Origin of the sequence: Blautia sp. 210820-DFI.6.14 (genome assembly GCF_020558815.1) — a bacterium.
In the GTDB taxonomy this organism is placed as follows: domain Bacteria; phylum Bacillota; class Clostridia; order Lachnospirales; family Lachnospiraceae; genus Blautia_A; species Blautia_A obeum.
Genome location: NZ_JAJCKS010000002.1, coordinates 116569 through 129139 on the forward strand (window position 1 = coordinate 116569; position 12571 = coordinate 129139).

Below are 12571 nucleotides of genomic sequence, written 5' to 3' on the forward strand. Positions count from 1 at the left end.
CAAAAATATTGTGCAATATTTGCAGAAAAGTACTGAAAATAGATTTTAGATTATGCAATTTATAACGATTATATTGACATACTTAAATTATAAATGTATAATTGCCATATTGAAACGTTTCAAATGTGGCTTTGTATAGAGGAAATGATGAATGGATAAATCTACGAAGAAAAGAGCCACAATTACACAGGTGGCAAAACATGCAGGTGTATCTGTTGGGACGGTTTCGAATTATTTAAACGGTACGGCAGGTGTGTCGCACGACAGGGCAGCGCGGATACAGCAGGCAATTGATGTGTTGGATTATATCCCGGATACTCTGGCGAGTTCCCTTCGAAGAAAGGACAGCACAGCGATACATGTTTTAACACCGCATCTGGATAGTGCTTTTTATACAAATACGATCAGTGCACTGATGCACGATGCATATGAGGCTGGGTACACCGTTCATATCTCTGGTTATGAATATTCGTCAGAGATAGAAAGGCAGCAGCTGAGAGCACTGGAGAGCAGCAAACCAGGCACATCAATCATTATTTTTAATGGGTTTGATGATCTCACAGAGATTAAACGGCTGGCGAAGAAACAAATACATGTGATTATGGCAGACAGGCGAGAGATACCGGGTTATACATCAAGTGTTATATTTGATAATCGTCGGGTACCATTTGAAATAATATGTCTGTTAAAAAACAGAAATTACAAACGAATAGGACTTTTTACAGAACCTACAAAACTTCAAAATATCCGTGAAAGAGTAGAGGGATTTCTGGAAGCAATGAAATATTTTGGATATCCGGATCCGGAAAAAAATATTTATTCCCGCCCAGATCTTTCGCTGGATAAATTGAAAAACAGTTATCTTTATATGATGGAGATTCTTGAGTCATCAAAGCGCGAAGAACTTCCGGATGCCTGGCTGGCAACTTCGGATTATCTGGCATTTGGTATGATGAGGGCCATCAATGAGAAGGGATATTCCATACCGGAAGATTTTGCTATTGTCGGTTATGATAATATTGAAATATCGGGATATGTCAATCCGAGACTTACAACTGTGGAACAGGATCAGAAATTATTCGGAAGAACTTTATGGTCAGTAATTACAGAATACAATAAGACCGGAAAATATCAGAGTATAGAATTACCGCAGAAAATAAAGATGAGAGGATCTTGCTAAAATTAATAGTTGTATACTGAAATAAGTATACAATTATTTTTAGAAAATATTGAAACGTTTCAAACGGCATAAAAAGTATATTGGGGTACAAATATCTGAACGAGAGAAGGGAGGAGAAAGGTGTTCGGATCATATGGGTAAATAAAATATGAGATGCCGCGTAAATGTTTCACAAGCCAATTAAAAGGAGGAATTTAAAATGAAAAAAGCAATCGTTATGACTTTATGTGCAGCTATGGCAGTTGGGATGATCGGATCAGTTTCTACAGTATATGCTGCGGATGCAGATATTGCATCTGATGATGCTATTAAAAAAGCGGCTGACGAAGGTTGGGAAATTGCTGTTGTACCGAAGGATTCCACCAATCCATGGTTCGTTCGCATGGACACCGGCGTTAAGGAAGTAGCTGACGAAACAGGAGTTAACTGCTACCAGATTGATACAGGTACAATTGATGCTACAAAACAGGCTCAGCTGGTTGAGGACCTGATTGCTCAGGGCGTAGATGCAATCTGTGTAGTTCCAGTTGATATGGAATCCATGGACTCTACATTAAAGAAAGCAAAAGATGCAGGTATTGTAGTTATTACCCATGAAGGCGCAGATCTTAAAAATGTAGACTACGATATCGAAGCATTCTCTAATGAAGGCTATGGTGCTTTCATCATGCAGAACCTTGCTGAAGCAATGGGGGAAGAAGGCGTTTATACGACAATGGTAGCTTCCCTTACAAATGGTTCTCATAATGAATGGGCAGATGCAGCCGTTGAATACCAGAAAGAGCATTATCCGAACATGACACTTCTGGAAGATAATCCGCGTGTAGAGTCTGATGATAACGGTGATACCGCATATAATGTTGCAAAAGAACTGATCAAAACATATCCGGATCTGAAAGGTATCATGGGAACTTCTTCTTTCGATGCACCTGGTGTTGCACGTGCGATTCAGGAACTTGGCCTTGTTGACAAATTCTTTACATCCGGTACAGGAATGCCGGCAGACAATGCTGAACTGCTGAAATCCGGTGTTATCAAATCCCTTACTCTGTGGGATCCTGCAAAATCCGGTGAAGCAATGGTTGACCTTGCATGCAAAGTACTTGCAGGTGAGGAGATTGGTGCTCCTGTAAATCTTAACGTTGATGGTTATACAGAAATGAACTTCCGTGAAGGATCTGAAACAGTTCTTGAAGGACAGGGCTGGATTACAATCGATGCAGACAACGTTGATGATTTTGGATTCTAAACAACACAAAAATTTATAAGCTTTAATGATCAATCCGTCGGTTCTCCCGGCGGATTGATTTCCAAAAGACCTGAACAATCACAGGTGTCGTAAGGCGGAGAGGAGGAAGCTATGTCTCAGAGTTTATTGAAAGCAGAGCATATAAAGATTTCCTTTGGAAATGTACATGCCCTTAGAGATGTATCTTTGGAGATTTTACCTGGTGAGATACACTGTCTTGCCGGAGAGAATGGTTGCGGAAAATCAACTATTATCAAAATTATATCCGGTGTCTATCAGAGAGATGGCGGAACAATTGAATTTAACGGACAGAAAATCGATAAGATTTCCCCGATTGATGCGATCAATCTTGGAATTCAGGTTATTTATCAGGATTTTGCACTTTTCCCTAATCTGACAGTTGCAGAAAATCTGGCACTTAATACAGAACTTGCATCACGTAAGAAAACAGTAAGTTGGAAAAATGTAAGAAAGATTGCTGAAGAAGCAGTATCCAAAATTAATTTCCAGGTTGATCTGGATGAAAAAGTAGAAAAACTTACGGTGGCTCAGAAACAGATGGTCGCAATCAGCCGCGCATTGATGTCAAATGCAAAGCTGATTATCATGGATGAGCCGACAACAGCGCTAACCAAAAAAGAAGTAAGCGCATTGTTTAAAATTATTTTGAAATTAAAGGAACAGGGAATTGCAATCCTGTTTATCAGTCATAAATTGGATGAGGTATTTGAAATTTCTGATCGATTCACAATCTTCAGGGATGGTGAATTGGTTGCTACAGGCAGTACAAAAGAACTGGATGATAAGAAATTCACCTATTACATGACAGGAAGAGAGTTTTCCGACAATATATTTATTCCGAAAAATGTATCCGACAAGCCGGTTTTTGAACTGAAACATCTTACTCTGAATGGCTCTTTTTCAGATATTAACCTCAGCCTTCGAAGAGGAGAGATTCTTGGAATTACAGGACTTTTGGATTCTGGTCGTACTGAATTGGGCCTGTCTATGTTTGGTCTGAAGCCTGCGGATTCCGGTCAGATCATAAAAGATGGAAAAGAAATTAAGCTTACCAGCCCAAGAGAGGCTATTGCCAACAGTATTGGATATGTTCCTGAGGACCGACTGTCAGAAGGCCTTTTTCTTACCCAGTCGATTGGTGACAACATCATCATTTCTGAGATTGACAAACTGAAAAAGAAAAATGGACAGTTTGATCTGAAGAAGAGAGATGAAGAAATTGAAAAATGGGTTAAAGAACTGGAGATCAAGACAAAAAATCCAAACAATCCGGCAACAACTCTTTCAGGAGGTAACCAGCAGCGAATCGTACTTGCAAAATGGCTTGCATGTAATCTGGATGTGCTCATCTTGAATGGCCCGACAGTAGGTGTGGATATCGGTTCCAAACATGATATTCATATGGTTCTGCAGCGACTTGCCAACCAGGGGCTTGGTGTTATTATCATTTCTGATGATCTTCCGGAAGTTATACAGAACTGTTCCAGAGTTCTTGTTATCAAGAATGGAAAGATCAAATCCGAATATGATACCCAGAATGTCAGTGAACAGATGATCATTGACGATATGATGTAGGAGGCGGTCATATGAATAAAAAAGTAAAGAAAATATTTCAGTCAAATGAACCGTATATTTTTCTTATCATAATTCTTCTCGGAATTGTGGTACAGATCCGTTCCGGACAGTTTTTTACAGCAAATAATATCGTTGACCTTCTGAGTGCGATGATCGTACCGGGACTTTTTGCAATCGCAGAATTCATGGCACTGATCGCAGGTGGGATCGATGTTTCTTTCCCGGCACTGGCATCTCTTTCTGCCTATGCCACAACAAAGTTCCTTCTTGACAAGAATTACGAAGGAAATGTTCTTCTGGCATTTGTGATCGCAATCGCAATTGGTGCAGTACTTGGCGCATTCAATGGATATTTTATTGGCTATCTGAATCTGAATGCAATGATCGTGACTCTCGGTTCCGCAAGTATCTTCCAGGGCATTATGCAGGGTACTTTAAGAGCAAATCAGCTTTCTGTCATTCCGCCTGGAATGAAAAGCTTTGGTACCGCTGCATTCCTGACAGCAACTAATAAGGCGAATGGACTGACTTCCATTCTTCCTTATACCTTCATTATTCTGGTTCTTGTATGTGCAGTTATGCATTTTGTACTGCATTATACGATCTTTGGACGTGGTATTTACGCAATCGGCGGAAATCCACAGAGTGCACACACAGCTGGATTTAATGTAAAAAGAACAAAATTTATCATGTATATTATTATAGGTATGATTGCATCTGCGAGTGGTATCTGTCGTGTCTGCATGATGCAGCAGATGCATCCGACGAATATGCTTGGAATGGAAATGAACATCATCGCAGGTGTCGTTCTTGGCGGCGTTGCTCTTACCGGTGGTGCCGGTACACTGACAGGCTGTATTCTTGGTACTTTCCTGATCATCCTGGTACAGAACTCCATGATCCTTCTTGGAATTCCGACAACCTGGAGTGATGTATTCGTAGGACTTGTAATCGTGATTGGAGTATCCCTGACCGCATGGCAGTCAACCCGAACCTCTAAAAGCAAAAAGAAAGCAGTAAAGGAGGGCGCATGATGAACAAGATCAAAAGTATATATAAGAAAAATGAAGAAGTGACCCGCCTGTTGGTCATCATGGCAGTCTGGCTGATCTTCATGGCATTTACACAGGCCAGAAAATTTTATACAGGAATGAACTTTCTTACCATGGCGGGACAGTTCCCGGAATACGGCCTTATGGCTCTGGGCGGTATGTTATGCATGATCACAGGAGGTATTGACCTTTCTGTAGTTGGTACAGCCAATATGGCTTCTATCCTTACGGTATTTACACTGACCAGATTGTTTGGAGCAGACGGAACTATGCCACTTGCTTTTTCTGTTGTGATCTTCCTGATTGCAATTGTAACAGGTATTGTTGTTGGAAGTCTGAACGCCTTTTTGATCTCAAAACTTGGGGTTCCGCCGATTCTTGCAACGCTTGGTGTAAATGAGCTCTTAACAGGTCTCTGTGTGGTTATGACAAACGGTTCTGCAATTTCCTCTTTCCCGAAGCAGTACTGTGATTTCTTTTCAGGAAATCTCTTTGGTTTTATCCCACGAAGACTTCTGGTATTTATCGTAGTCGCAATCATTATCTGGTTTATGCTGGAGCATTGTACTTACGGAACTAAACTTCGTCTTTACGGAACGAATGCACATGTCGCAAAATTTTCCGGAATCAATACAACAAGCCTGCTGTTCAGAACGCATATTACTTCATCCATTTGTGCTGCACTTGGCGGATTGATGATGCTTGCAACCTATTCATCTGCAAGAGCTGATTATGGAACAAACTATACCATGCAGTCTATCCTTCTCGTCGTTCTCGGCGGTGTCAGCCCGAATGGTGGTAAAGGAAAAATTTCCGGTGTTATCACAGCTATCGTACTTTTGAAGATGATTGAATCCGGCATTAACCGTTTCAGGAGTGTATCTACATATTATGTAACACTGATCTGGGGAGCTGTTCTGATCCTTGCACTCGTGATTGATTATGTCAGCCAGAAACCGAAACATGCAAAATAAACAAAAGGAGTCTGTATGAAAAAAGTACTTTTTGTTGGTGAATCCTGGAGTGCTACTCTGATGGAAGTAAAAGGATTCAACAGTTTTTTATCATCTAAATATGAAACAGGACTTGGCTGGATCGACAAAGCGATCGAAAAAGCCGGCTATGAATTTGTATATATGCCGAATCATATTGCAAATGATCATTTTCCATTTACTCTGGAAGAGCTGAATGAATATTCCTGTATCATTCTATCAGATGTGGGAGCAGACACGCTGCTGATTCCATCAGCTACATTTGGAGCAAGCAAAATTCTTCCCAATCGCTGCCAGCTACTCAAAGATTATGTACTTGGTGGCGGAGGCCTTCTGATGATTGGAGGCTATCTTACCTTTAATGGTGTTGGAGCTCAGGGAAAATGGTGGGCAACACCGGTACAGGATGTCCTTCCGGTAGAAATTCTTCCATACGATGACCGTATGGAACACTGTGAGGGTGTCCATGCAGAAGTGACACTCCCGGATCATCCGGCATTTGCGGGAATCGAAGGAGAGTGGCCGCCTGTACTTGGTTATAATAAGAGCACCATAAAACCGGAAGCAGAACTTGCTGCCACAGTCTGCGGAGATCCGTTTATTGCGTTTGGCAGTTACGGAGAGGGAAAATCTGCTGTTTTCTCCAGTGACTGTTCACCGCACTGGGCACCACCGGAATTCTGCAACTGGAAATATTATGATGTGTTATTTAAGAACATCCTGGATTATATTGCAAAATAATCAGAATCACAGGAAATGTGATTCAAAAGTTAAAAATACAAGGAGGTATTGACATGAAGACGATTAAAGACAAACAGATTCTTGTAGGTGCTGATTTTGCGGGATACCCGTTAAAAGAAGCAGTAGTGGCTCATCTGAAAGAATATGGATGGACAGTAACTGATGTTGGTGTCAGATCACCGGAGGACACAGATACAGATCTGATGTTTCACAGAATCGGCCTTCGCGTGGGTTCTATGATCTCGGAAGGTGAATTTGAACGTGCTCTGATCTTTTGCGGAACCGGAATGGGTATCCATATTGCAGCAAGCAAATGCCCGGGTGTTTCTGCAGGCGTTGTAGAAAGCGTGCCGGCTGCTCTTCGTGCAATTACCGGAAATGGCGTCAACGTTTTGGCTATGGGTGCGTTTTATGTAGCTCCGAAAATGGGCTGTGATATAGCAGATGCTTATCTGAGCCATAATCTTGGAGATGGATACGAATACTGGCCAAACTTTTATGAATTCCATAAACTTGCCTGTGATGAATTAAATGCATTTAATTATGAAGAATATAAGGCAAATGGATTTAAAGTAAAACATCTTGGAGACTATCCGCTTGATCTTGTAGATGATCCGACTCTTTTTGGTGGTAAAAAATAAATAATAATTGCAAGAATCATCTAACTGCCATATAATTGATGAAAAATATTTTTTAGAGGTTTGAAACATGAAAGTATTAAATTTTGGTTCTCTCAATCTGGACTATGTGTACCAGGTGGAATCTATTTTGATTCCCGGAGAAACACAGGCATCAAAAAGCAGGCAGATCTTTTGTGGTGGTAAAGGCCTGAACCAGTCTATTGCACTGGCAAAGGCCGGGATTCCTGTATATCATGCCGGTCTGATCGGAGAGGGCGGGGAACCGCTTCTCGAAGTTTGTAAGGAAAATGGGGTGAATACAGAGTTCATCAGACAGATCCCGGGACCATGCGGACATACAGTTATTCAGGTGGATGAAAATGGACAGAACTGTATCCTTCTTTTTGGAGGCTCCAATAGAAGTATGACAAAGGAGTTTGTTGATACTGTGTTGGATTCTTTTGAAGAGGGAGACATCATTCTTTTGCAGAATGAGATCAATGAACTGGATTATATCATTGACCGTGCATACGAAAAACATATGATGATCATTTTGAATCCTTCTCCTTTTGACAATGCATTGGAAAACTGTGATCTGTCGAAAATCAGTCTCTTCCTGATGAATGAGATTGAAGGTTTTCAGATTACCGGCGAAAAAGAACCAGATAAAATTCTCACAAAAGTGAAAGCACTTTATCCAAAAGCAAAAGTAGTTCTGACACTCGGCGGAGATGGTTCTGTATATCAGGATGAAACGGGGATCTACCGCCAGGGAATCTTTAAAGTAAAGGCTGTTGATACAACCGCCGCAGGTGATACGTTTACAGGATATTTTATTTCTTCTATTATTGATGGGCTGCCTGTACAGGACGGACTGGAGCTTGCAGCAAAAGCATCCGCAATTGCAGTTTCCAGACCTGGCGCAACTGCATCCATTCCTCTCCGCAGCGAAGTAGTAAAAGAAAAAAGTAACGGAAAAATATAGAAATAAAAGTAAAAATGTCGTTGACAAACGGGTACCTCCTATGTATAATTGATAAAGTGTGAATAGGAGAGAACTATGCAGATTCATTTATCAGATATTACAGACAGTGAAGGAAAAATCATACAGTTCAGTTCTGAGGTGGAGTTAGATAAGATTTCATTTCAGATGGGAGAGTTTCCGATATTGGACAGATCTCCGGTAGAACTACGGATTGCAAATACAGGCAATAAAGTTCTTGAACTGACAGGAAAAGGCAGTTTAACTGTCGGCATTCCTTGTGACCGTTGTCTGGAGCAGGTGTCTGTTACTATCCCATACGATATCGATCGTAAGCTGGATATGAAACAGACTGATAAAGAGCGAGTTGAGAATCTGGATGAGAATGACTATCTCACTGGTATGGACCTGGATGTGGACCGGTTGGTCTATCTTGAGGTACTGATGAGTTGGCCTTTGAAAGTTCTTTGTAAAGAAGATTGCAAAGGAATATGCAGCCGGTGTGGGAAGAATCTGAATGAGGGACCCTGTGGATGTGCAGAGGAACCGAAGGATCCCCGTATGGCGGCCATCAGTGATATATTTAGTAAATTTAAGGAGGTGTAACCTATGTCCATATGTCCAAAAAACAAATCATCTAAAGCTAGACGTGATAAAAGACGTGCAAACTGGAAAATGAGTGCTCCGAATCTGGTAAAATGCAGCAAATGCGGCGCCCTGATGATGCCTCACAGAGTTTGTAAAGAATGCGGAAGCTACAATAAGAAAGAAATCGTGAAAGTTGAAGACTAATCACAACGAATGAAACAGAATCCTTTTTCGGGATTCTGTTTTTTTCAATCAAATTCTATGTCTTGGAGGGAAAGATGGAACAGAAGAATCAGATTACGGAAGGGGTAATCTGGAAACAGCTTTTAATATTCTTTTTTCCGATTGTAATAGGCACTTTTTTTCAGCAGGTGTATAATACGGCCGACAGTATTGTTGTCGGTCGTTTTGTAGGTAAAGAAGCTTTGGCTGCGGTAAGTGGATCAGTGAATCAGATCGTTACACTGATCGTGGAAGTTTTTGTCGGACTGACTTCAGGTGCTTCCGTGATCATTGCACAGTTTTATGGGGCAAAAGATCATAAAAATCTAAACAGGACGTTGCATACAGCATATGCCTTTGCAATCGTTACAGGAGCCATAGTGGGACTGATTGGCTTTTGGATCACAGAAAAAGTTCTTATAGCGATGAAGACACCTTCAGAGTTGATGGCTGATTCTGTTATATATCTGCATATCTATTTCTGCGGTATGATCTTTAATATCGTTTATAATATGGGAGCTTCTATTCTTCGCGCAGTTGGGGATTCCAGGAGACCGTTGTATGTGCTGATCATGACCTGTGGCTTGAATATTTTTTTTGATATCATGCTTGTTGTATTCCTTAAAATGGGTGTAATGGGAGTTGCAATTGCGACTGTTTCCTGTCAGGGAATCAGTGCATGCATGGTAACGTGGATTTTAATAAAGGGAAATTCTTTATTCCGGTTAAAGATCAGGGAGATTCGTTTTTATATGGCATCCCTGCAGTCGGTACTTCGCATTGGAATTCCAGCAGCACTGGAAGCAACTATGTATACTATTGCAAATCTGATCATTCAGATATTTGTGAATGGCCTGGGAACAGATACCGTTGCTGCATGGGGAACATTTGCGAAAATTGATGCTATTTATTGGATGGTTGTCAATTCGTTTGGTATTGCTATCACAACATTTGTCGGCCAGAATTATGGTGCGGGGAAAATACAGAGAATGCGAAAAAGCGTCAAAGTATGTCTGCTTATGTCTTATGGAGCTGCAATTCTGGTAAGTGCAGCACTGTATGGTTTTGCAGAACCGTTATATAGATTGTTTACAACGGACAGCAATGTTGTCCGCATTGGCGCAGACATGATGCATTTTCTTCTTCCGTCATATTTTATGTATGTAGTGATCGGAATATTGTCCGGAGCGCTGAGAGGCGCGGGAAGAGTATTGGTACCAATGCTGTTGACCTGCGGTGGGGTATGCCTGATCAGAATTGCCTGGATGTTTGGGGTATTTCCTGTTTATTCAGGAATTAAGACGATCATGCTGAGTTACCCGGTATCCTGGGGAATTACAGCAGTTTTATTTATTATATATTACTTCAAAAAATTTCCTAAAACGGAAGAACAGATTTTACAGTAAGGAGCATATAGATGAACGTATTGAATCTGGAACATATCAGCAAAACTTATGGCGAAAAAGTGATTTTTGACGATATCTCCTGTGGCATCCATCAGGGTGACAAAATTGGAATCATCGGTATCAATGGAACAGGAAAGACCACGTTTCTTCGAATACTGGCAGGTTTCGAGGAAATCGATGAAGGACAGGTGGTTATGCAGAATGGCCTTCGTATCACATATCTGCCGCAGCATCCTGAATTTCCAGAGGGCGCAACCATTCTTTCTTACGTGACACAGGGACAGAAAGAACAGAGCTGGAATCCCGAGACAGAGGCTCATATGGTGCTTAATAAACTTGGTATTAAAGACCATGAAGAGGAAATCGCACATCTTTCCGGAGGACAGAAAAAACGCGTGGCACTTGCAGCCGTCCTCGTGAATCCGGCTGATGTTCTGATCCTGGATGAGCCGACTAACCATCTGGACAACGAAATGGCTTCCTGGCTGGAAGATTATCTGAATCGTTTTAAAGGCGTTGTTATTATGGTAACACATGACCGTTATTTCCTTGACCGTGTAACAAATAAGATTCTGGAGATCAGTCATGGTAAGATCTATACTTACGAAGCAAAATATTCTGATTTTCTGGAAATGAAAGCGCAGCGAGAAGAAATGGAAATGGCTTCAGAACGTAAAAAACAGAGTATTCTTCGTATGGAGGTCGAATGGGCAAAAAGAGGATGCCGGGCAAGAAGTACAAAGCAGAGAGCCCGTCTGGACCGTCTGGAGGCCATGAAGAATTCCACAGCGCCTGTGCGGGATAAAAATGTAGAGATTGATTCTGTAGAGACCAGAATGGGCAAAAAGACGATTGAACTGCATCATATTTCCAAACGTTTTGGTGAGCGGGTATGTATTCGTGATTTTGACTATATTGTTCTGAAAAATCAGAGACTAGGAATCATAGGTCCAAATGGCTGCGGCAAATCTACGCTACTTAAGATCATAGCAGGTATCCTTGAACCGGACAGCGGAAGTGTTGAAATTGGGGATACCATTAAGATTGGCTATTTTTCACAGGAAATCGAAGACATGAATTCCAGTCAGAGAGTGATCGACTATATTAAAGCTGTAGCAGAATTTATTCCGACAAAGGACGGACTCATCAGTGCATCCAAACTTCTCGAGCAGTTTTTATTTGATCCGGCCATGCAGTATTCACCAATCGAAAAACTTTCCGGTGGTGAGAAAAAAAGATTATATCTTCTGAAAGTACTTGCTGCAGCACCAAATGTACTTTTGCTGGACGAGATTACGAATGATATTGATATTCCAACACTGACGATCCTGGAAGATTACCTGGATTCTTTTGCCGGAATAGTCATTGCTGTTTCTCACGACAGATATTTCCTGGACAATCTGGCAGACCGTATCTTTGAATTTGACAGAGAGGGAAATCTGACTCAATATGAAGGTGGCTATACTGACTATCTCGAAGCAAAAAAACGTCGGGAAGGTATGAATATTGATGAATCCGTAGAGATAAAAGCTTCTTCTGTCGGAAAGAACATGATAGAAGAACCTCAGGAAGAAAAATCTTCTGTAAAGACATGGAAACAGAATCGTTCTTCAAAACTGAAATTCAGTTATAAAGAACAACGGGAATACGAAACAATTGATGATGATATTGCTGGGTTGGAAGAAAAAATTGAAAAGCTGGATAATGATATCATGGCGAATGCTACAGATTCCGGTAAACTTAACGAACTTACAAAGGAAAAAGAGACTGCAGAAGCACTTCTGGAAGAAAAAATGGATCGCTGGGTTTATCTGAATGACCTGGCAGAACAGATCGAAGCTCAGAATAATAAATAGATGACGTGGGAACACTCTTGATTTTCTGATAATTCTTTAGTATGATAAAGTTTGAAGTTTTTTTGATAACAATATGGATTTAAAATA

At 41.0% G+C, this 12571-nt stretch carries 12 protein-coding genes; all 12 read left to right on the forward strand.

Annotation, left to right across the window (positions count from 1 at the left end):
• Positions 1-151 precede the first annotated feature (151 nt).
• The 12 genes from LI112_RS03110 to LI112_RS03165 all read left to right on the forward strand — a co-directional run bounded on the left by LI112_RS03110 (position 152) and on the right by LI112_RS03165 (position 12484).
• Positions 152-1180: a LacI family DNA-binding transcriptional regulator gene (locus LI112_RS03110; protein ID WP_005425412.1), complete on the forward strand. Its 1029-nt coding sequence runs from the start codon at positions 152-154 to the stop codon at positions 1178-1180.
• 199 nt (positions 1181-1379) lie between these two features.
• A complete protein-coding gene (locus tag LI112_RS03115) occupies positions 1380-2429 on the forward strand; it encodes an autoinducer 2 ABC transporter substrate-binding protein (protein WP_005425413.1) in 1050 nt (349 codons plus the stop codon).
• 111 nt (positions 2430-2540) lie between these two features.
• Positions 2541-4025, forward strand: coding sequence for a sugar ABC transporter ATP-binding protein (locus LI112_RS03120; protein ID WP_117592648.1), 1485 nt, complete (start codon positions 2541-2543; stop codon positions 4023-4025).
• An 11-nt stretch (positions 4026-4036) separates the two neighbouring features.
• Positions 4037-5059 carry an ABC transporter permease gene (locus LI112_RS03125; protein WP_005425415.1) on the forward strand — a complete coding sequence of 341 codons (1023 nt, stop codon included), beginning with the start codon at positions 4037-4039 and terminating at the stop codon, positions 5057-5059.
• Complete coding sequence (locus LI112_RS03130; protein ID WP_022389422.1) at positions 5059-6051, forward strand: ABC transporter permease; 993 nt, start codon at positions 5059-5061, stop codon at positions 6049-6051. The genes LI112_RS03125 and LI112_RS03130 overlap by 1 nt, the downstream gene beginning before the upstream one ends.
• 15 nt (positions 6052-6066) lie before the next feature.
• Positions 6067-6810, forward strand: a complete 744-nt coding sequence (locus tag LI112_RS03135; RefSeq protein WP_005425417.1) for a glutamine amidotransferase — start codon at positions 6067-6069, stop codon at positions 6808-6810.
• A gap of 53 nt (positions 6811-6863) precedes the next feature.
• Positions 6864-7451: an RpiB/LacA/LacB family sugar-phosphate isomerase gene (locus LI112_RS03140; RefSeq protein ID WP_005425418.1), complete on the forward strand. Its 588-nt coding sequence runs from the start codon at positions 6864-6866 to the stop codon at positions 7449-7451.
• A gap of 67 nt (positions 7452-7518) precedes the next feature.
• Positions 7519-8415, forward strand: coding sequence for a ribokinase (locus LI112_RS03145; protein WP_005425419.1), 897 nt, complete (start codon positions 7519-7521; stop codon positions 8413-8415).
• Between the two features lie 75 nt (positions 8416-8490).
• Positions 8491-9018 carry a DUF177 domain-containing protein gene (locus tag LI112_RS03150; protein WP_005425420.1) on the forward strand — a complete coding sequence of 176 codons (528 nt, stop codon included), beginning with the start codon at positions 8491-8493 and terminating at the stop codon, positions 9016-9018.
• Between the two features lie 3 nt (positions 9019-9021).
• Complete coding sequence (gene rpmF, locus LI112_RS03155) at positions 9022-9204, forward strand: 50S ribosomal protein L32 (protein WP_005425421.1); 183 nt, start codon at positions 9022-9024, stop codon at positions 9202-9204.
• 74 nt (positions 9205-9278) lie between these two features.
• Positions 9279-10628: an MATE family efflux transporter gene (locus LI112_RS03160; RefSeq protein WP_055055214.1), complete on the forward strand. Its 1350-nt coding sequence runs from the start codon at positions 9279-9281 to the stop codon at positions 10626-10628.
• 11 nt (positions 10629-10639) lie between these two features.
• Positions 10640-12484 carry an ABC-F family ATP-binding cassette domain-containing protein gene (locus LI112_RS03165; protein ID WP_227190226.1) on the forward strand — a complete coding sequence of 615 codons (1845 nt, stop codon included), beginning with the start codon at positions 10640-10642 and terminating at the stop codon, positions 12482-12484.
• Positions 12485-12571 lie beyond the last annotated feature (87 nt).

What these genes read in the sequence shown, in the direction of transcription:
- LI112_RS03110 (WP_005425412.1), top strand. Translation starts at nt 152, where the DNA reads ATGGATAAATCTACGAAGAAAAGAGCCACAATTACACAGGTGGCAAAA.
- LI112_RS03115 (WP_005425413.1), top strand. Translation starts at nt 1,380, where the DNA reads ATGAAAAAAGCAATCGTTATGACTTTATGTGCAGCTATGGCAGTTGGG.
- LI112_RS03120 (WP_117592648.1), top strand. Translation starts at nt 2,541, where the DNA reads ATGTCTCAGAGTTTATTGAAAGCAGAGCATATAAAGATTTCCTTTGGA.
- LI112_RS03125 (WP_005425415.1), top strand. Translation starts at nt 4,037, where the DNA reads ATGAATAAAAAAGTAAAGAAAATATTTCAGTCAAATGAACCGTATATT.
- LI112_RS03130 (WP_022389422.1), top strand. Translation starts at nt 5,059, where the DNA reads ATGAACAAGATCAAAAGTATATATAAGAAAAATGAAGAAGTGACCCGC.
- LI112_RS03135 (WP_005425417.1), top strand. Translation starts at nt 6,067, where the DNA reads ATGAAAAAAGTACTTTTTGTTGGTGAATCCTGGAGTGCTACTCTGATG.
- LI112_RS03140 (WP_005425418.1), top strand. Translation starts at nt 6,864, where the DNA reads ATGAAGACGATTAAAGACAAACAGATTCTTGTAGGTGCTGATTTTGCG.
- LI112_RS03145 (WP_005425419.1), top strand. Translation starts at nt 7,519, where the DNA reads ATGAAAGTATTAAATTTTGGTTCTCTCAATCTGGACTATGTGTACCAG.
- LI112_RS03150 (WP_005425420.1), top strand. Translation starts at nt 8,491, where the DNA reads ATGCAGATTCATTTATCAGATATTACAGACAGTGAAGGAAAAATCATA.
- rpmF (WP_005425421.1), top strand. Translation starts at nt 9,022, where the DNA reads ATGTCCATATGTCCAAAAAACAAATCATCTAAAGCTAGACGTGATAAA.
- LI112_RS03160 (WP_055055214.1), top strand. Translation starts at nt 9,279, where the DNA reads ATGGAACAGAAGAATCAGATTACGGAAGGGGTAATCTGGAAACAGCTT.
- LI112_RS03165 (WP_227190226.1), top strand. Translation starts at nt 10,640, where the DNA reads ATGAACGTATTGAATCTGGAACATATCAGCAAAACTTATGGCGAAAAA.